The sequence below is a fragment of the Stenotrophomonas sp. LMG 10879 genome, assembly GCF_002750935.1.
GTDB lineage: Bacteria > Pseudomonadota > Gammaproteobacteria > Xanthomonadales > Xanthomonadaceae > Stenotrophomonas > Stenotrophomonas lactitubi_B.
On record NZ_PEJT01000012.1, the window covers coordinates 136,821 to 155,679 of the forward strand.

The window sequence follows — 18,859 nt, forward strand, 5'->3', positions numbered from 1 at the left end:
GAGCCGAGCCCACGCTCGGCTGATGCATTGCCGACGTTTTCAGAAAGCAGCCGAGCATGGGCTCGGCTCTACAGGCGCACTCCTGTGACCTTTGGCCGGTCCGTATTGCCGGCCTTCCCGGCTACCCTGTGGAATTACCCGCAGGAGAGCCTCATGAACTTCCGCAATCTGGTCCCGTTGGGCCTGACCATCGCCATCGCCGCTTCGCTCGCCGCCTGTGGCAAGAACGAGACCGCGCCCGCTGCCGACGCCGCCAAGCCGGCGTTCGACCAGTCTCAGATCAAGACCGCGCTGATCTCGCTCAACAGCGCCGATCTGGATCCGTCCATCGCTGCATGCACGGACCTCAACGGCTTCGTCAACAGCAAGTGGCTGAAGGCCAACCCGGTGCCGGGCGACCAGACCACCTGGGGCAGCTTCGAGATCCTTCGTGAGCGCTCGCTGGAAGTGCAGCACGCGCTGGTCCAGCAGGCCGCCGCCAGCCAGGCCAAGGCCGGCTCGGTGGAAGCCAAGATCGGCGACATCTGGAAGACCGGCAACGACGAAGCGAAGATCGAGGCTGCCGGCCTGGCGCCGCTGCAGCCGACGCTGGACAAGATCACCGCGCTGAACGATACCGCCGCCATCACCCAGTACCTGCGCGACAGCCAGGCGCAGGGCCAGGGCGTGCTGTTCTCGCTGTTCGCCAACGCCGACTACAAGGATTCGGCCAACGTCATCGCCTATGTCGGCCAGGGCGGCCTCGGCCTGCCGGAGAAGGGCTATTACTTCGACGAATCACAGGCCAAGATCCGCGACGCCTACGTGGCCTATATCGCGCAGGTGCTGACCCTGTCCGGCGTGGACGCCGCGCAGGCCGCGGAGCAGGCCAAGGCGGTGATGGCGTTCGAGACCCGCCTGGCCAAGGCCTCGATGTCGCGCATCGAGATGCGTGACCCGGCCAAGCGCTACAACCCGCTCAGCGCCGCCGACGCGGACAAGCTGACCCCGAACTTCAGCTGGACCGCGCTGTTCGACACCCTGAAGGTGCCGGCCGCACAGAAGTTCTCGCTGGCCCAGCCGGGCTTCTTCAGCGAGATGGACAAGATGCTGGCCGACGTGCCGGCCGCCACCTGGCAGTCCTACCTGCGCTTCCACACCATCGATGATGCCTCGCCGTACCTGAGCAGCCAGTTCGAGAAGGCCAACTTCGAGTTCTATGGCAAGACCCTGCGCGGCCAGCAGGAAATGCAGCCGCGCTGGAAGCGCGTGCTGGAGTCGGTCAATGGCGGCATGGGCGAAGCACTCGGCCAGCTGTATGTCGATGCGGTGTTCCCGGCTGAATCCAAGGAGGCCATGCAGCACCTGGTGCAGAACCTGTCGGTGGCGCTGAAGGCGCGCCTGGAGCAGCTGCCTTGGATGGGCGAAGAGACCAGGAAGAAGGCGCTGGAGAAGTGGGCCAGCTTCACCCCGAAGATCGGTTACCCGGACAAGTGGCGCGAGTGGACGGGCCTGCAGACCAACGGTGACAGCTACCTGGGCAACATGCAGGCCGCGCGCGCGTTCAACTACCGCTACATGCTGGACAAGGTCGGCAAGCCGGTGGACAAGACCGAGTGGGGCATGACCCCGCAGACCGTCAATGCCTACTACAACGCCACCAAGAACGAGATCGTGTTCCCGGCGGCGATCCTGCAGGCGCCGTTCTTCGACGCCAAGGCCGATCCGGCGCTGAATTACGGCGGTATCGGTGCGGTCATCGGCCACGAGATGATGCACGGCTACGATGACTCGGGCAGCCAGTTCGCCGCCAACGGCAACTTCGACAACTGGTGGACCGACAGCGACCGCAAGGCCTTCACCGAGCGCACCGACCAGCTGGTCGCGCAGTTCGACGGCTACGAGTCGGTGCCGGGCGTGTTCGTGAAGGGCAAGCTGACCCTGGGCGAGAACATCGGTGATCTGGGTGGCCTGACCGTGGCCTACGATGCTCTGCAGATGGCGCTGAAGGAGAACCCGAAGGCGAACGTCGAGGTTGACGGCCACAGCCAGGACCAGCGCTTCTTCATGAACTGGGCCACCGTGTGGCGTCGCAACTTCACCGACGGTGAGCTGCGCGTGCGCCTGAACACCGATCCGCACGCACCGGCGAACTTCCGTGCCAACGGTGCGCCGTCGAACATGCCGTCCTATGCCGCTGCGTTCCAGTGCAAGGCCGGTGATGCGATGGTGCGCGCCGACGACAAGCGCGTGGTGATCTGGTAACCGATCGCCCGCAACGCGTGAAGCAGAAGGCCCGGCGCAAGCCGGGCCTTTTCATTGCGGTCGCCTACAAGCGGCTGCGGCTCAGGCCGGGCACTTCAGGTACTGCGACAACGTCGCCTGCCATGCGCTGGCCGGCTCGAAGCCCGGCACCAGCCCGCCCCCCGTGCCGGTGAAGTTGGACATGCCATGGGCCAGCATGTAGGTGGGGGTGTACGAGGGCGGCCCCACGCGCTTGCTGAAGCTGCAGATGCCAGCGACATAGGCGGGTGCCTTGTCGGGGGACAGCTGCGCCTTCAAGGCGCTGTCGAAGCGGCCGAGATTCTCCTCGCCCATCGCCGAACCCGCCATCGCCTTCAGCCCGTTGTAGGCACTGTGTCCGGTTTCGTCAGCGACCCGCTGGCGATCGAAATGGGCGAATACGCCAGCGATGTTGTAGAGATCGATGGCGTCCTGCATGCGCCCATCCTGCACGCAGCGGGGCAGGGCGTTCATCAGCGCGGCGGGTGAGGTGCCGGCGGTGACCTCGCTGCGCGAGAGGCAGGTGGCAGCGGAGGCGTTGCCCTCCTGCTGGGCCTGTGCGAACGGCGCCAGGGCCAACAGCAACAGTCCCAGCGGTGCGGGGGTGCGGGTGTTTCCTTTCATGGGTGGTACTCCTCGTAAGCAGGCGACCGTCTTTGGCCGACGATCAGCTTGCGAGGATTGCCGCGGCTGCGCAAGCGAGGCGCAGCCCAGCCGGTGAATGCTCAGGCCAGCGCCGGCTCGTGCTTGAGCATGCCGTGGAAACGTTGCAGTACGTAGGGGTCGATCGTGCCACCGGCCTGCTCATCGAGTATCCGCAGCACCGTCTCATGCTCCATCGCTGCGCGATAGGGACGTGCACTGGTCATCGCATCGTAAGCATCGACGATGGTGACGATGCGTGCGCCCAGCGGGATGTTCTCGCCCTGCAGGCCATCGGGATAGCCGCTGCCGTCGAACGCTTCATGGTGGGCACGGATCAGGCGCGCGACCGGCGCGGCATCGCTGCGACCGGTGGCCAGGAAGATGTGTTCGCCACGTACCGGATGTTCGCGCATGATCGCGCGCTCTTCATCGTTGTGCCGGCGCGGGCTCAGCAGTACGTCGTCGGGAATGCCGATCTTGCCGATATCGTGGAAGCGCGCGGCCAGGCCGACCTGCGTACAGGCCTCCTCATCCAGGTCGCAGTGCAGGGCGAGGTGCTGTGCAAGAAGGCCCACGCGGTCGCAGTGGTGGCGGGTATAGGCATCACGCATCTGCAGCGACATCGACAGGGCGTCGATCAGGCAGGCCTGCGCGTGCAGGAGGTCGGGAGGTCTGGGCTGGGGCATCGGGACTGGCGGCGCGGCGAAGCCACGCAGGAAACGGAAAGGCCCGCAAGAGCGGGCCGGGGCGGCGCATAGGGTACCCGCATCGGTGTTGCGCGGGGCGCATCGACGGTATCGCGTGGGGCCATGCGTTCAGTCGTGCAGCGTATCGTCGCCCCGGCCGCATCGGCAACCGGGGCGGCGTGGATCAGCCGGTGGTCTGCAGGTGGATGCGATGGGCTTTGGCGAAGGCGTCCTGCGCGTCGCTCAGGGTCTGCATGTCTTCGTCCATTTTGCTCACGGCCTCATCCAGCGTCTGCAGCAGCGGGGTGACCTGTTCTTCGCTGTAGCCATCGGGCAGGGCCGCCAGCTGTTCCATCACCGCGAACATCTGTTCGGTGCTCTTCAGGGAATCGAGCAGGTTCTGGTGCAGTGCATCGGCGTCCTTGCCATGGGTGAACTGCTGGACGAAGACCAGCCGGTCGGCGATTTCCTTGTGCGCGTTCTTCAGGCCGAAGCGATGCTGCTGCATGCTCTTGCCATCCTGCAGCGACGCATGGAAGGACTCGCCGTTCGGGCCGTTGGTCCATTGCTCGACCATGCTGACCGTCCCGTTCCAGCTGGCGACATTCTCAAGCAGGTAATCGCGGTTGCTCATGCCGCTGTGGCAGGCGGCAAGCAGGCCCAGGCTGGTGGCAAGCAGAAGGGGGGCGAAACGATTCACGGCAACACTCCTTGTCGCGGGCGCGGTAAACGGAAAGGGTACCGGTCTGCCGCCCGCGGCGGACCGGTAACTTGGAGATCGATCAGCGCAGGGCCAGGGTCAACAGCAGCGCGCGTGCGGCATTGAAGCGGTCTTCGGGCAGCGGCAGCGGATGCTTGACGCGCAGCTTGTCCGGACCGTCCATGGCATAGAGGTTCGGTTGTTTCTGGATCAGTTGGATCACCGCCATCGGGTCGATGTTTGGCTTGGATTCGAACACGATGCGACCGCCGTTCTCGCCCAGGTCCAGCTTGCGGATGCCCAGCATGCTGGCCTGCAGCTTCAGCTCGGCGATGGCGAACAGGTTCTTGGCCGCATCCGGCAGCAGGCCGAAACGATCGATCATCTCCACCTGCAGCTCGCGCAGCGCATCGCTGTCGCGCGCGCTGGAAATGCGCTTGTACAGCGTCAGGCGGGTATGCACGTCCGGCAGGTAGTCGTCCGGAATCAGCGCCGGCACATGCAGCTCGACCTCGGCGCCACGCGCTTCTTCGCCGGCATCGATGTCGGGCAGATGGCCCTGCTTGATGCTGCGCACGGCGCGTTCCAGCAGCTCGGTGTACAGGCTGAAGCCCACTTCGGCCATCTGCCCGCTCTGGTCCTCGCCCAGCAGTTCACCGGCACCGCGGATTTCCAGATCGTGGGTGGCCAGGGTGAAGCCGGCACCCAGTTCGTCCATCGATGCGATCGCTTCCAGGCGCTTTTCCGCGTCGGGCGTGATCGAGCGACGGTCCGGTACAACCAGATAGGCATAGGCGCGGTGGTGCGAACGACCGACGCGGCCACGCAGCTGATGCAGCTGGGCCAGGCCGAAGCGGTCGGCACGGTTGATGATGATGGTGTTGGCGTTGGGGATGTCGATGCCCGATTCGATGATCGTGGTCGACAGCAGCACGTTGAAGCGCTGCTTCTGGAAGTCCAGCATCACCTTTTCCAGCTCGCGCTCGGGCATCTGCCCATGGGCGATGCCGATGCGCGCTTCGGGCACAAGTTCGGACAGCTCACGCTGCATGCGGCCGATGCTTTCCACGTCGTTGTGCAGGAAATACAGCTGGCCACCGCGTGCCAGCTCGCGCTGGAAGGCTTCACGCAGCAGCGCGTTGTCCCACTGGGTGATGAAGGTCTGCACCGCCAGCCGGTTCGGCGGCGGGGTGGCGATGATCGACAGATCGCGCAGGCCGGCCATGGCCATGTTCAGCGTGCGCGGGATCGGCGTAGCGGTCAGGGTCAGCAGGTGCACGTTGGCACGCAGTGCCTTCAGCGCCTCCTTCTGGCGCACGCCGAAGCGCTGCTCCTCGTCGACGACGACCATGCCCAGGTCCTTGAACTTCACGTCCGGCTGCAGCAGGCGATGGGTGCCGACGATGACGTCGATGGTGCCGGCGGCGACCTTCTCCAGCTCGGCCTTGATTTCCTTGGTGCTCTTGAAGCGCGACAGCACCTCGACCTTCATCGGATAGTCGGCGAAGCGGTCGCGGAAATTGCGGTAATGCTGTTCGGCCAGCAGCGTGGTCGGCACCAGCACCGCCACCTGCTTGCCGGCGCTGGCGGCGGCGAATGCGGCACGCACCGCGACTTCGGTCTTGCCGAAGCCCACGTCGCCGCAGACCACGCGGTCCATCGGCTGGCTGCTGGCCAGGTCACGCAGGGTGGCGTCGATGGCGGCCAGCTGGTCCGGGGTTTCCTCGAACGGGAAACCGGCAGCGAACGGCTCGTACATCGCGCGGTCAACCTGTAGTGCCAGTCCGGCACGCGCCTGGCGGCGGGCCTGGATTTCCAGCAGTTCGGCGGCTACATCGCGCACCTTCTCGGCGGCCTTGCGCTTGGCCTTGCTCCACTGCTCGCCACCCAGCGAATGCAGGGGGGCGGTCTCGGCCGAGGCGCCGGAATAGCGGCTGATCAGGTGCAGCTGCGCGACCGGCACGTACAGCCGGTCGCCCTTGGCGTATTCGATTTCCAGGAACTCGCCGGGCATGCCGCCGACGTCCATCGCGATCAGTCCGCGATAGCGGCCGACACCATGGTCCTCGTGCACGATCGGCGCGCCTTCGGTCAGCTCGCCGAGATCGCGGATGATCGCTTCCGGCTCACGTCCGGCACGGCGCGTGCGGCGCGTGCTGCCTGCGCGCTCGGGGAACAGCTGGCGCTCGGTCAGCACCGCGATGTGCGGCGCATCCAGGGCGAAGCCGTCTTCCAGCGGCGCCACGGCAATGGCGAAGCGTTCGTCGCTGGCGAGGAAGGACAGCAGGTCGGCCACCACCGGCGGCTTCAGCTCGGCGGCCTGCAGCACTTCCAGCAGGGCCTCGCGGCGGCCGGGCGAATCGGCGGCAATCAGCACACGGCCGGGGTAATGGCCGAGGAAGGATTTCAGTGCGTCACCGGCTGGTGCTTCGCGCGCGGCCACCGGCAGCGGCGGCAACGGCTGGTCGCCCAGCGCATGCGCCTCGGCAATGCGCGCGTGATCTGCAGCCCAGACCTCGATGCGCGGTGCGTCGTTCAGGCGCTCGCGCAGCAGGTCCGGCGACAGGTACAGCGCCGACGGTGGCAGCAGCGGCCGTTCAACATCATGGCGGCGTTGCTCGTAGCGTTCGCCGGTCTGCGTCCAGAAGGTCTCTGCCGCTTCAGCGGCGCCGACGCAGACCACCGGCAGGCTGCCGCCCGGCAGGTAGTCGAACAGGGTGGCGGTGCGCTCGAAGAACAGCGGCAGGTAGTACTCGATGCCGGCCGGCGCCAGGCCCGATTTCAGGTCCTGGTACAGCGAACTGCGGCGGGTATCGACGTCGAAGCGCTCGCGCAGGGTGGCCAGCACCCGGGCGATGCTGGCGTCGTCCATCGGCACTTCGCGACCGGGCAGCATGTGCACCGCCTCGACCTTGTCCAGCGAGCGCTGGCTTTCCGGATCGAACGCACGGATCGAATCGATGTCCTCGTCCAGCAGCTCCACCCGCAGCGGCTCGTCGGCACCCATCGGGTAGACGTCAAGCAGGCCACCGCGCACGGCGAAGTCACCCGGGTCCATCACCTGCGGCACGTTGCGGTAACCGGCGCTTTCGAGGCGACGCTTCTCCGCTTCCAGGTCCAGGCGCTGGCCGACTTCAAGATTGAAGCTGCCGCCGATGACGTAGCTGCGGGGCGCCAGCTGCTGCAGCAGGGTCTGCACCGGCACCACCACCAGACCACGCTTCAGCGTAGGCAGGCGGTGCAGGGCCGACAGGCGCTGCGAAATGATGTCCGGGTGCGGGCTGAAGCGGTCGTAGGGCAGCGTTTCCCAATCCGGGAACGCCACCACCGGCAGGCTCGGGTCGCCTCCCAGCAGGGTATGCAGGTCCGCTTCGAGCTGGTTGGCACCGTGGTTGTCACGGGCCACCACCAGTACCGGGGCGTCATGCGTGCGCGCGGCCTGGGCCAGATACCAGGCCAGGGCAGTGGGCGAGGCGGGGGCGCGCCACCAGGCGCGGAGCTGGCCGGCACGGGGCAGCGGCGGGGCGGGGTAGGGAGTACGCGACATGAACTGCGGATTTTAGCAGAAGCCCCCGCCGGGCCCATGATTGTTACGTGACCGGGGTAGCGCCGGGCCATGCCCGGCGAGCGCAGCGGTCGGATCAACATCGCCGGGCAGGGCCCGGCGCTCCCGTCAGTTGTCCAGCTCCAGCACCATCCGCACCAGGCCCTCGGCCCCGTTCGGGTGCGGCACCGGCTTGAAGCCCAGCGAGGCGGCCAGCTGCTTCATCGGCTCGTTCTCGGCGGCAACATCGCCGTACAGGCGGTCCAGGTACTTGCCGCGGCCCCATTTCACCAGCTTGCGCATCAGCTGGCGGCCCAGGCCCTGGCCGATCAGGAACCGGCTGATCAGGATCGCGTACTCGGCTTCACGGGTACCGGGGATGATCGAGGCACGGGCCACCGCGCCGACCACGGCCTCACCGGCCGGCAGCGACTCGGCGGCGACCAGGGTGATCTCGGTTTTCGGATTGGGGTGGGTCAGGCGCTGGGTGGTTTCCGGCGACAGCTCGGTCACCGACTGCAGGAAACGGTCACGGATTTCTTCCGGCCCGAACAGGCTGAAGGCGGCCTGCAGCGGCGCGCCATCTTCCGGGCGGATGGGGCGGATCAGCAGCTCGTGGCCGCTGGGAGCCTTGAAGATCTCATGCCAGGGCGGCATGCGGTTGCGAGTGGCCATACCGGGTGATTCCTTGGTGGTCCATCGATTGTGTCATCACCGGGGCCGTATTCCGTGAACGAAAGGCTCACGGTCGTACAGCCTCGTGAAGGCCCTTATTCGGCCGTCTTCAGCCAGTCCAGGCGGGTGCTGGCACCGGGTTCGCCCAGATGCTGGCGCAGCGCCGGCAGGGCCGGGCCGACCACGCGGTCGAACTGCCAGGGCGCATTGAGCACCAGCATGCCACTGCCGTTGAGGCGCAGCGGCGAGTCGTCCGGGCGCACCAGGAACTCGATGGTCATCGCCGACTTCACCGGCAGTGCGGTGGCCTTGCGCAGGAAATGCAGGATGGTGCGGCGCTGCTTGATCGGGAACCAGACCGCACAGGTGGCCTGCGGCCAGCGCGCCAGGGTCTCGGCCAGCGCGGCCAGGATGGCCTGGTACTCGGCGTCCTGGGCCTCGTAGGGCGGGTCGATCAGGACCAGGCCGCGGCCGATCTTGGCGCCGTTGGCCTTGGGCGGCAGCAGCGAGCGCAGCAGTGCGTAGCCGTCACCGGGGTGTACGCCGACGCGGTTGTCATGGGCGAACAGGGTCTTCAGCGACGCGGCTTCGTCCTCCTGCAGCTCGCACACCGCCATCCGGTCCTGCGGGCGCATGGCCTGCGCGCTGAGCAGCGGCGAGCCGGGGTAGGCGATCATCGCGCCGACCGGATTGTCGGCCTGCACTGCCTTGAGGTAGCGCTCGACCACCTCCGGCAGCTTGGGCTGGGCCATCAGCCGCATGACCCCGGATTCGGCTTCCAGGGTCTTGCGGCTTTCTTCGCTGGCCAGCAGGTAGCGGCCGGCACCGCCGTGGGTGTCGAGCACGAAGAACGGGCTGTCCTTGCGCTTGAAGCTGTCGATCAGGGCCAGCTGCACGATGTGCTTGAGGACATCGGCGTGGTTGCCGGCGTGGAAGGCGTGGCGATAGTTCATGGGCGGCAGTGTACGGGGCAAGGGCCGCAGCGGCTATGCTGCGCGCCATGACAGCGCCTGTTACCCATGTCCTGGTGGTTGAAGACGAAGCGGCCATCGCCGAAACCGTGCTCTATGCGCTGCGCAGCGAAGGCTATGCGGCCAGCCATTGCCTGCTGGGCGGGCTGGCCCTGCAGCAGCTGCAGGCCGGCGATATCGACCTGGTGGTGCTGGATGTCGGCCTGCCGGACCTCAGTGGTTTTGAGGTCTGTCGCCGGCTGCGCGCCCTGCCGGGGCCGGTGGCGCAGGTGCCGGTGATCTTCCTGACCGCACGCAACGACGAACTCGACCGCGTGCTGGGCCTGGAGCTGGGGGCCGACGACTACATGGCCAAGCCGTTCTCGCCGCGCGAGCTGGTGGCGCGGGTGCGTGCCCGGCTGCGGCGTGCCACGCCCGCTCCGACCGCCCCGGGCGCCGAGACCGGCTGGCAGGAACATGGTGCCTTCGCCATCGATCGTGAAGGCCGCCGCATCCGCTTCCAGGGCCACGCGCTGGACCTGACCCGCTATGAATATGCCCTGCTGGAAGCGCTGCTGCAGCGCCCCGGCGCGATCCTCAGCCGTGCCCAGCTGATGGACCGTGGCTGGGACAGCGCCGCCGACAGTGCCGACCGCACCGTCGATACCCACGTCAAGACGCTGCGCGCCAAGCTGCGGGCGGCCGGCGCAAGCGGTGAGCCGATCCGCACCCATCGCGGCCTCGGCTACGCCCTGGAGGTCTGACGGGTGCGTCTGGTCCTGAAACTGTTCCTGGGCTTCTTCCTGATCGTGGGCATCGCCGCGTTCTTCGTGATGCGCGTGTTCGTCAATGAAGTGAAGCCGGGCGTGCGCCAGGCGATGGAATCGACCCTGGTGGACGCGGCCAATGTGCTGGCCGAGATGGCTGCCGCCGACGTCAAGGCCGGCACCATCCGCAACGGCAGCTTCACCCGCAACCTGGCCAAGGCCCGGCAGCGCGACCTGAAGGCGATGGTCTGGCGCTTCCCCAAGCGTGCGCTGGACTACCGGGTGACGATCACCGACGCCAAGGGCATCGTGATCTACGATTCGCTGGGCCGCGACGTGGGTCGCGACAACTCGCGCTGGAATGACGTCTATCGCACGCTGCGCGGCGAGTACGGCGCGCGCTCCAGCCCGGAAACGCCGGGCGATGACAGCAACACGGTGATGCACGTGGCCGCGCCGGTGTACGACCCGGCCGATGGCAGCACCCTGATCGGCGTGCTCAGCCTGGCCCAGCCCAACCGCAGCATCGATCCGTTCATCGCCGCCAGCCAGCGCGCCATCATCGAGCGCGGCGCGTGGCTGATTGGGCTCTCAGCGCTGGTGGGCGTGCTGGTGACCATGTGGCTGACCAACGGCCTGGGCCAGCTCAGCCGCTACGCACGGGCGGTCAGCGCCGGCGAACCGGTGCCGCCGCCGAAGCGCCGCAACGATGAGATCGGCGAGCTTGGCCAGGCCCTGGAGACGATGCGGCGCAAGCTGGAAGGCAAGGCGTACGTCGAACAGTACGTGCAATCGCTGACCCACGAGATGAAAAGCCCGTTGGCGGCGATCCGTGGTGCCGCCGAACTGCTGCAGGAGCCGATGGCCGACGCTGACCGTGCGCATTTCGCACGCAGCATCGTCGACCAGCAGGAGCGGTTGACCGAAACCATCGACAAGCTGCTGGCGCTGGCTGAGGTCGAGCAGCACGGCTGGCTGCAGACCCGTGATCCGATTGCCTTGCCCGCGCTGCTGCAGGAAGCCGCCGCGGCGGCGCAGGTGCGCGCGCAGGCCGCCGGTGTCCAGCTGCATATCGACCAGGTGCCCGACCTGCGCGTGCAGGGTGACGGCTATCTGCTGCGACAGGCGCTGCACAACCTGATCGACAACGCCATTGCGTTCTCGCCACCCGGCGCACAGGTGCAGCTGGATGCGCAGGTGGACGGGCAGGGTGTACGCCTGCGGGTTGCCGACCGTGGCGCGGGCATTCCCGATTACGCACGCGAGCGCGTATTCGAACGCTTCTATTCGCTGGCCCGACCCGCCACCGGCCGCCGCAGTTCCGGCCTCGGCCTGCCCTTCGTGCAGGAAGTCGCGCGCCTGCATGACGGCCGCGCCAGCCTGCAGCCGCGCGAAGATGGCGGCACCGTGGCCAGCCTGTGGCTGCCGCTGGCGATATCGGGGCAGCGCCCGCGGCGCTGACTTCACACTCGCTTCAACTTCGCCACAAACCCTGCTCACCGCAGGCGTCCATCCTGCAGTCCTCTCCAACGAGGACGGACGATGAAATCCCTGAAGATGCTGCTGCGGTTCGCCATTGTCGGCGGCCTGATCCTGCTGCTGCTGATCCCGCTGTTCCTGATCCGCAGCGTCATCACCGAGCGCAGCGCCTATCGCGAAGAGGCCTACTCGCGGGTGGCCGAAAGCCGTGCCGGGACCCAGCGCGTGGTCGGACCGGTGCGCGTGGTGCCGTGGTCCAAGCGCGAGCAGGTGGAGGTGGTCGATGCACAGGGCAACAAGAAGACCGAGCTGCAGACCACCCAGGGCTACTGGTTGCAGCCGCCGGCCACCCTGCAGATCAGCGGCGAGCTGCTGCCCAGCCAGCGTTCGGTCGGCCTGTTCAAGGTGCCGGTGTACAGCTGGAATGGCCAGCTCAAGGCGACCTTCAGCGAGGATGACTACCCGGAGCACGATGGCACGACCTATGGCGAGGCCTATATCGCACTGGGCGTGTCTGATGCACGTGGCCTGGTCGGTACGCCGAACCTGCGCGTTGATGGACAGCAGGTCAAGCTGCTGCCGGGCGTGGCCGGCGCATCCGCACTGGGCCGTGGGCTGCATGCGCCGATCGCCGGCATCTCGCGCAGCGGAGGCACCTTGGCGGCCAGCAGCGTGGAACTGGAACTGCAGCTCGATGGCAGCCGCTCGCTGTCGGTGGTGCCGGTGGGCGATGACAACCAGATCGCGCTGCGCTCCAGCTGGCCACACCCGTCGTTTGCCGGTGCGTTCCTGCCGAACGAGCGGCGTGTGGATGCACAGGGCTTCGATGCACGTTGGGCCGTGTCCTCGCTGGCATCGGACGCGCAGCAGCGACTGCACGAGGGCGATGACCTGGACGCGCAGGCGGTGCAGGTCTCGCTGGTGGACCCGGTCGATACCTATACCCAGGCCGACCGCGCTTCCAAGTACGGCGTGCTGTTCGTGGTGCTGACGTTCGTTGGCTTCATCCTGTTCGAGCTGATCAAGTCGCTGCGCATCCACCCGCTGCAGTACCTGATGGTCGGCCTGGCGCTGGCGATCTTCTTCCTGCTGCTGATCAGCCTGTCCGAGCACATCGCCTTCTGGCAGGCCTACCTGGTCTCGGCGCTGGCCTGTATCAGCCTGCAGGCGGTGTACCTGGCCAACGTGCTGGGTCACTGGAAGCGGGGCCTGGGCTTCGCCGCGATGCTGACGGTGCTGTATGGCGCGCTGTATGGGCTGCTGGTGTCGGAAAACAATGCGCTGCTGATGGGCTCGCTGCTGCTGTTCGTGATCCTGGCGCTGGCGATGTGGGTGACCCGTCGGGTCGACTGGTACGCCCTGGCCGAGCAGAAGTAAGGAGCAGGCCATGGGTTGGCGCCAAGGATTGCAGCAACGGGCACGACAGGGCATTCCCGCCCTGCTGGAAGTGGATGCGCTGCTGCAGGCGCATGGGGTGTTGGCGGCGTTGCCGGGGGCACGGATCGCGCCCGGCCTGGTCCGCTTCCAGCTGGCCGCCATCACCTGCGAGGGATTGCAGCGGCGTGGGCTGGACTGGTTGCGGGAGGCGCGGCATGGACGCGGCGCCCTCGCGGGCAAGGTGCCGCGTTACCGGCCATGGAAGGCCGGGGCGGCGGCATTGTCGGAGATCGGCATCGACGGGCTGCCTGCGGACTGGCCGGAACATGCCGCCGTGTTCGGCTGCAGCAGCATCGACCAGCGGCATTGGTTGCTGCTGCTGCCGGAGCGTGCGCAGCTGTGGCTGGGGTGGAGCGGGTGACAACTGGCAGAATGGAACTCGATCCAGGAGCACCACAGGACTACATGCACATGGACATTGTTGTGTTGACCGAAACCCGCGACGGCTATGACATTGATGCCTCAGGATGGGATGCTCACGTCGCGCGCATTGAAGCTGGGCTTCCCGAAGCGATCCGGGCATTTGTGGGCGCGCCCTGGCGCTATGATTTCCAAGATCCACGCTGTCTGCATGATGCCAGACTGCAAGAGCTGGTCATACGCGAGGCAGAGAGCGTCGCCGGTCGTGGCAACGAGGTGGTGCTGGTTCTTGAAGGGGCGTGGGGCGGCCGCATCGAGCTGTGTTATCAACGGATTACCCGGCTGCGTCTGGACAAGTCAGGTGGCCCTGACGACGGATTCGGGGACCTGCTGGTCGAGGAGATGGTGCCGGCGGATGGGCAGGGATTCCGGCATGAACTGGCCTTTACGGAGGGTTCGATCCTGTTGGAGTTCAGTGGATTCAGTGAATTCCGCCTCGATGTTCCGGTTAGAGACGCTGCCGCCCATGACCGATGGGACGGTATCAGCGCTGCCCCTGCTGGCTAGACTCGAGGGCTGGATGATCGAGCCGAAGGGCAGGGGTGCGATGTGCTGAAGTGGGGCGTGCTGGCAGTAGCGCTGGCGATGGCTAGCAATGCGGTGGCGCAGCAGCGCGAGCCGGTGGACCTGGACATGGTCGGCAAGATCCGCCAGCAGGCGTTCCACAAATCGCAGGTGATGGACACCTTCAGCTACCTCACCGAACGCATCGGGCCGCGCCTGACCAACTCGCCGGCGATGGGCCGCGCCAACGCCTGGACCCGCGGCAAGTTCAGCGAATGGAAGCTGGACAATGTCCATGACGAAGCCTTCGACGAATTCGGCCGTGGCTGGGAATTCACCTCGGCCAGCGTAGAGATGCTGGGCGATCGCGTGCAGCCACTGCATGCCCTGCCCAAGGCGTGGACGCCGGGCACCCACGGCCCGGTCGAGGGCGAGCTGCTGCAGGTGGACATCAAGAAGCCTGAGGACATCGAGAAGTATCGCGGCAAGCTGCGCGGCAAGATCCTGCTGCTGGGCGAGGCACGCGAATACAAGCGTGGCACCGACGCCGATTCGCACCGGCACGACGCCACCTCGCTGGAAGGCCTGCAGGAGTTCACCCTGCCCAAGGACAAGGACGTGGCCGCCGACCGCGCCAAGCGGGTCAAGGAATACCAGGAAAAGCAGGCGCTGACGGCGAAGGTCAACGCGTTTTTCGTCGAAGAAGGTGCGCTGGCCGCGATCAGCATCAGCAGCTGGGACAACGGCATCATCCGCGTGGCCGGTGGCGGCTCGCGCAAGGCCGGTGAATCGGTCGGCATCCCCGAACTGGCGATGATCGCCGAGCACTTCAATCCGCTGGTACGCGCGCTGGAAGCCAAGCAGAGCGTGCGCCTGCGCGTGGATGTGGCCGCACGCTTCACCGACGAGGCCGACCAGCCCGGTTACAACACGCTGGCCGAGATCCGTGGCAGCAGCCGGCCCGATGAAGTGGTGATGATCGGTGCGCACCTGGATTCCTGGCACAGCGGCACCGGTGCAGCCGACAACGCCGCCGGCGTGGCGGTGATGATGGAGGCCATGCGCATCCTCAAGGCCAGCGGCGCCAAGCCCAAGCGCACCATCCGCGTGGCGCTGTGGAGTGGCGAGGAACAGGGACTGATCGGCTCGCAGGCATACGTGGCCAAGCACTTCGGTCGATTCCCCGAGCCCACCGACCCGGCGCAGAAGGCGCTGCCGGCCTCGCTGCGCGAACCGACCGGTGCCCTGCAGAAGACCCGCGACTACGGCAAGTTCCAGGTCTACTTCAACATGGACAACGGCTCGGGTCGCTTCCGTGGCATCTACGCACAGGAAAACCTGGCGGCGATGCCGATCTTCGAAGCCTGGCTGGCCCCGTTCCATGACGTGGGTGCAACCACCGTGGCCACCCGCAACACCGGCAGCACCGACCACATCAGCTTCGACCGCATCGGCCTGCCGGGCTTCCAGTTCATCCAGGACAAGCTGGACTATTTCAGCAACGTCCACCACAGCCACCTGGACACCTGGGACCACGCCGAACCGGAAGACCTGAAGCAGGCCGCTGCCATCGTTGCCTCCTTCGCCTACCACGCCGCCATGCGCGAGCAGCCGTTCCCGCGCAAGCCCGAGCCCTGAAAAGGGGACGGAGGGATCAGGTCGTATTTCCCCTCCATTGCCCGCGCATCCCGCAGGAGCGGGGGAGTAGCGACTTAATCCCCTCCGTCCCCTTTTTCCGCAGGGGACGGAGGGCTGGTAAAATCGGGGGATACCCGTTCCTCGAGCCCTCCATGACCTGCCGCACCCGCTTCGCCCCCAGTCCCACCGGCTACCTGCATATCGGTGGCGCCCGCACCGCGCTGTACTGCTGGCTGGAGGCGCGCCACCGTGGCGGCGAGTTCGTGCTGCGCATCGAGGACACCGACCGCGAACGCAGCACCCAGGGCGCGATCGACGCCATCCTGGAGGCGATGGAGTGGCTGGGCCTGGACTACGACGAAGGCCCGTTCTACCAGACCGAGCGCGTCGCCCGTTACAAGGAAGTGGCCGAGCAGCTGATCGCCGACGGCAAGGCGTACTACGCCTATGAAACCCGCGAAGAGCTGGATGCCATGCGCGAGGCCGCGATGGCCAGGCAGGAAAAGCCGCGCTACAACGGCGCCGCGCGCGAGCAGGGGCTGCCGTACCGGGACGACCCGAACCGCGTCATCCGCTTCAAGAACCCGCTTGAAGGCACGGTGGTGTTCGATGACCTGATCAAGGGCCGCATCGAGATCGCCAACAGCGAGCTGGATGACATGGTCATCTTCCGTCCGGATGGCTACCCCACCTACAACTTCGCGGTGGTGGTGGATGACTGGGACATGAAGATCTCCGAAGTCATCCGTGGCGACGACCACATCAACAACACCCCGCGCCAGATCAACCTGTACGAAGGCATCGGCGCGCCGGTGCCGAAGTTCGGCCACATGCCGATGATCCTGGACGAGCAGGGTGCCAAGCTGTCCAAGCGCACCGGCGCGGCCGACGTGATGCAGTACAAGGACGCCGGCTACCTGCCCGACGCGCTGCTGAGCTACCTGGCCCGGCTGGGCTGGTCGCACGGCGACCAGGAACTGTTCAGCCGCCAGGAGCTGATCGACCTGTTCGATGTGAAGGACTGCAATTCCAAGGCCTCGCGCCTGGACATGGCCAAGCTGGGCTGGGTCAACCAGCACTTCCTGAAGACCGAGGAACCGGCCGCGATCGCGCCGCACCTGGTCTACCAGCTGCAGAAGCTGGGGCTGGACGTGGCCGCCGGCCCGGCGCCGGTGGACGTGGTGATCGCCCTGCGCGAGCGCGTGCAGACCCTGAAGGAAATGGCCGAGAAGGCCGTGGTCTGGTACCAGCCGCTGACCGAGTACGATGAAGCGGCGGTGGCCAAGCACTTCAAGGCCGGCGCGGAACTGCCGCTGGGCAAGGCCCGCGAGCTGCTGGCAGCCCTGCCGGAGTGGACCGCCGAGGCCGTCGGCGTGGCCCTGCACGATGCTGCCGCAGCGCTGGAAATGGGCATGGGCAAGGTCGCCCAGCCGCTGCGCGTGGCCATCACCGGCACCCAGGTCAGTCCTGACATTTCCCATACCGTGTACCTGGCCGGCCGCGAGCAGGCCTTGAAACGCATCGATGTGGCCATCACCAAGGTAGCAACGGCCTGAGCCCACCGGCCCACGCCCGAACTGGAGAACGCGCATGTCCGCCAAAACCGCCTGTACGGCCCCGCACCACCATGTCCACGACGCTTCGGATTTCGTGGCGGTGGTCGAGCGTGTCTCGCGTGAGCGCGGGCTGCGCCTGACCCCGATCCGCGCCAACGTGCTCAAGCTGATCGCCGAGGCCGGCAAGCCGGTCAAGGCCTACGAGCTGCTGGAGTGGGTGCGCAACGGCAAGGGTGTGGGCGCTGATGCCCCCCCCACCGTGTACCGCGCGCTGGATTTCCTGATGGCCAATGGCTTCGTGCACAAGCTGGAATCGGTCAATGCCTTCGTGGCCTGCCACCATCCCAGCAGTGCGGCCCATTCGGTGCCGTTCCTGATCTGCAACAGCTGCCACAGCGCGGTGGAACTGGAAGATCGCGAGATCGTGACCCAGCTGGAGAAGCGGGCCAAGGAACTCGGTTTCCAGCCGCAGGCACAGACGCTGGAAGTGCACGGGCTCTGCGCCCGCTGCGCCGGCTGACGAAACGGTAGTGCCGGCCGCTGGCCGGCATCCTCGCGATTGGGGTCAGATCCCTTTGCCAGTGGCAAAGGAATCTGACCCCATCTCACAGATGCCTGCGCAGATGCTTCAGCACTGCCTTGCGTGCGGCGATCAACTCCGCATCCTCCAGCACCAGTGACTGCACCCAGTCCAACGCCTCGGCAACGCGTGCGCCGCGCGCGGCATACAGCGCCATGCACTGGCGTTGCGGCGTCGGCGCTTGGCCCCACGCGCGCTGCACACGCTGCAGCAACGTCTGTTGGATATCCGTAGACACCGCCACACCCTTGTCGAACGACAGCAGCACGTTCAACGCAGCCAACGCCCGCCACGGCGTTGACGTGGGATCGTCCTGGCTGAAATCGGCCTGTCTGCAGAACGCCAGCAGGGTGGCAACCGAAGCCTCGCTGCGCACCTCTCCCAGCACCCCGATCGCATAGGTCGCCATGCGCGGCTGATCCAGCAGCGGCGACATCGCCGCCACGCCGCCGTACCCGAACGCAGCACAGGCCCTTGCCCACGGCGCCATCGGCGCGAAATGCGTGCCATCGCCGTTGTACTGGAACTCCTCGCGCCAGCCATGCAGCGCGCACAGACGTTCAATCTCGGCCGCACCTTCGGCACCATGCTCCAGCACGAAGCCGATCAGGTCTTCCACTTCGACCGCACCGCCATGCTGCAGTGGTGCAGGACCCTTGGCCGCCTTGCGGGCCAGTGCGTTGAATTTCATCGTTGTCGTCTGTTCCTGCAGCAAAGCAGTCGAGCATGGCTCAACACTACAAAAAAGCGGAGCCGCGCGCTTTTGCTTTTGATTTTCATCCTTTGATTCACGTGGCTGACGCGCACGGAACCTGTCCGTGGCCGGGTGGGTGGGGTAGGCGAGGCCGCAGGCGCCATGGATGGCGCCTACGAGCCCCCATGGATGGGTTGCGGTGGTCTAATCAACTTGGACACTCGATAGGATCATTTTCGAGCATCGAGGTAGACCCATGGCAAAACAGATCACTCAGGGCATGAGGGACGAGGCGGTTCGCCTTGTCGTTGTAGAGGGGCAG

16 protein-coding genes are annotated in these 18,859 nt (G+C 66.5%); 9 read left to right on the forward strand and 7 right to left on the reverse strand.

The features are described from left to right. The first annotated feature begins 153 nt into the window (after nt 1–153). Entirely contained in the window at nt 154–2,244 is a 2,091-nt protein-coding gene (locus CR919_RS17570; protein ID WP_099821105.1) for a M13 family metallopeptidase, read from the forward strand. Nucleotides 2,245–2,325: 81 nt separating this feature from the next. On the opposite strand, the gene CR919_RS17575 is transcribed toward CR919_RS17570, so the two are convergent. The 6 genes from CR919_RS17575 to rlmJ all read right to left on the reverse strand — a co-directional run bounded on the left by CR919_RS17575 (nt 2,326) and on the right by rlmJ (nt 9,465). Then, nucleotides 2,326–2,886 (reverse strand): hypothetical protein, encoded by a 561-nt coding sequence (locus tag CR919_RS17575; RefSeq protein WP_099821106.1) that lies wholly within the window; start codon nt 2,884–2,886, stop codon nt 2,326–2,328. Between the two features lie 101 nt (nt 2,887–2,987). After that, nucleotides 2,988–3,593 (reverse strand): HD domain-containing phosphohydrolase, encoded by a 606-nt coding sequence (locus tag CR919_RS17580; protein ID WP_099821107.1) that lies wholly within the window; start codon nt 3,591–3,593, stop codon nt 2,988–2,990. Between the two features lie 184 nt (nt 3,594–3,777). Then, on the reverse strand, nt 3,778–4,293 hold the full coding sequence (locus CR919_RS17585; protein WP_099821108.1) for a hypothetical protein: 516 nt from the start codon (nt 4,291–4,293) through the stop codon (nt 3,778–3,780). Nucleotides 4,294–4,375: 82 nt separating this feature from the next. Next, the gene (mfd, locus tag CR919_RS17590) at nt 4,376–7,840 is read right to left on the reverse strand and encodes a transcription-repair coupling factor (protein ID WP_099821109.1); all 3,465 of its coding nucleotides are present in this window, start codon (nt 7,838–7,840) and stop codon (nt 4,376–4,378) included. A gap of 126 nt (nt 7,841–7,966) precedes the next feature. Continuing rightward, on the reverse strand, nt 7,967–8,512 hold the full coding sequence (locus tag CR919_RS17595; protein ID WP_025879325.1) for a GNAT family N-acetyltransferase: 546 nt from the start codon (nt 8,510–8,512) through the stop codon (nt 7,967–7,969). A 95-nt stretch (nt 8,513–8,607) separates the two neighbouring features. Beyond that, nucleotides 8,608–9,465: a 23S rRNA (adenine(2030)-N(6))-methyltransferase RlmJ gene (rlmJ, locus tag CR919_RS17600; RefSeq protein WP_099821110.1), complete on the reverse strand. Its 858-nt coding sequence runs from the start codon at nt 9,463–9,465 to the stop codon at nt 8,608–8,610. A 35-nt stretch (nt 9,466–9,500) separates the two neighbouring features. Between rlmJ and creB the strand changes: the two genes are divergently transcribed. The 8 genes from creB (at nt 9,501) to CR919_RS17640 (ending at nt 17,783) form a co-directional block, all read left to right on the forward strand. Further along, a complete protein-coding gene (gene creB / locus CR919_RS17605) occupies nt 9,501–10,226 on the forward strand; it encodes a two-component system response regulator CreB (protein ID WP_099821111.1) in 726 nt (241 codons plus the stop codon). Between the two features lie 3 nt (nt 10,227–10,229). Next, nucleotides 10,230–11,690: a two-component system sensor histidine kinase CreC gene (creC, locus tag CR919_RS17610; protein ID WP_099821112.1), complete on the forward strand. Its 1,461-nt coding sequence runs from the start codon at nt 10,230–10,232 to the stop codon at nt 11,688–11,690. Nucleotides 11,691–11,771: 81 nt separating this feature from the next. Beyond that, on the forward strand, nt 11,772–13,085 hold the full coding sequence (gene creD, locus CR919_RS17615; RefSeq protein ID WP_099821113.1) for a cell envelope integrity protein CreD: 1,314 nt from the start codon (nt 11,772–11,774) through the stop codon (nt 13,083–13,085). Nucleotides 13,086–13,095: 10 nt separating this feature from the next. Further along, nucleotides 13,096–13,506, forward strand: a complete 411-nt coding sequence (locus tag CR919_RS17620) for a hypothetical protein (protein WP_099821114.1) — start codon at nt 13,096–13,098, stop codon at nt 13,504–13,506. A gap of 50 nt (nt 13,507–13,556) precedes the next feature. Further along, nucleotides 13,557–14,072, forward strand: coding sequence for a hypothetical protein (locus CR919_RS17625; protein ID WP_133119637.1), 516 nt, complete (start codon nt 13,557–13,559; stop codon nt 14,070–14,072). Nucleotides 14,073–14,114: 42 nt separating this feature from the next. Continuing rightward, a complete protein-coding gene (locus tag CR919_RS17630; protein WP_099821116.1) occupies nt 14,115–15,707 on the forward strand; it encodes a M20/M25/M40 family metallo-hydrolase in 1,593 nt (530 codons plus the stop codon). A gap of 152 nt (nt 15,708–15,859) precedes the next feature. After that, on the forward strand, nt 15,860–17,263 hold the full coding sequence (gene gltX / locus CR919_RS17635; protein WP_099821117.1) for a glutamate--tRNA ligase: 1,404 nt from the start codon (nt 15,860–15,862) through the stop codon (nt 17,261–17,263). A gap of 34 nt (nt 17,264–17,297) precedes the next feature. Then, a complete protein-coding gene (locus CR919_RS17640; RefSeq protein WP_025879333.1) occupies nt 17,298–17,783 on the forward strand; it encodes a Fur family transcriptional regulator in 486 nt (161 codons plus the stop codon). Nucleotides 17,784–17,868: 85 nt separating this feature from the next. On the opposite strand, the gene CR919_RS17645 is transcribed toward CR919_RS17640, so the two are convergent. After that, nucleotides 17,869–18,534, reverse strand: coding sequence for a hypothetical protein (locus tag CR919_RS17645; protein WP_099821118.1), 666 nt, complete (start codon nt 18,532–18,534; stop codon nt 17,869–17,871). Nucleotides 18,535–18,859: the final 325 nt, after the last annotated feature.

Bases quoted from the DNA above. Each gene is read 5' to 3' on its own strand.
- CR919_RS17575 (WP_099821106.1), bottom strand. From the start codon at position 2,886: ATGAAAGGAAACACCCGCACCCCCGCACCGCTGGGACTGTTGCTGTTG.
- gltX (WP_099821117.1), top strand. From the start codon at position 15,860: ATGACCTGCCGCACCCGCTTCGCCCCCAGTCCCACCGGCTACCTGCAT.
- CR919_RS17645 (WP_099821118.1), bottom strand. From the start codon at position 18,534: ATGAAATTCAACGCACTGGCCCGCAAGGCGGCCAAGGGTCCTGCACCA.
- CR919_RS17580 (WP_099821107.1), bottom strand. From the start codon at position 3,593: ATGCCCCAGCCCAGACCTCCCGACCTCCTGCACGCGCAGGCCTGCCTG.
- creB (WP_099821111.1), top strand. From the start codon at position 9,501: ATGCTGCGCGCCATGACAGCGCCTGTTACCCATGTCCTGGTGGTTGAA.
- CR919_RS17595 (WP_025879325.1), bottom strand. From the start codon at position 8,512: ATGGCCACTCGCAACCGCATGCCGCCCTGGCATGAGATCTTCAAGGCT.
- CR919_RS17620 (WP_099821114.1), top strand. From the start codon at position 13,096: ATGGGTTGGCGCCAAGGATTGCAGCAACGGGCACGACAGGGCATTCCC.
- creD (WP_099821113.1), top strand. From the start codon at position 11,772: ATGAAATCCCTGAAGATGCTGCTGCGGTTCGCCATTGTCGGCGGCCTG.
- rlmJ (WP_099821110.1), bottom strand. From the start codon at position 9,465: ATGAACTATCGCCACGCCTTCCACGCCGGCAACCACGCCGATGTCCTC.
- CR919_RS17570 (WP_099821105.1), top strand. From the start codon at position 154: ATGAACTTCCGCAATCTGGTCCCGTTGGGCCTGACCATCGCCATCGCC.
- mfd (WP_099821109.1), bottom strand. From the start codon at position 7,840: ATGTCGCGTACTCCCTACCCCGCCCCGCCGCTGCCCCGTGCCGGCCAG.
- CR919_RS17625 (WP_133119637.1), top strand. From the start codon at position 13,557: ATGGACATTGTTGTGTTGACCGAAACCCGCGACGGCTATGACATTGAT.
- CR919_RS17640 (WP_025879333.1), top strand. From the start codon at position 17,298: ATGTCCGCCAAAACCGCCTGTACGGCCCCGCACCACCATGTCCACGAC.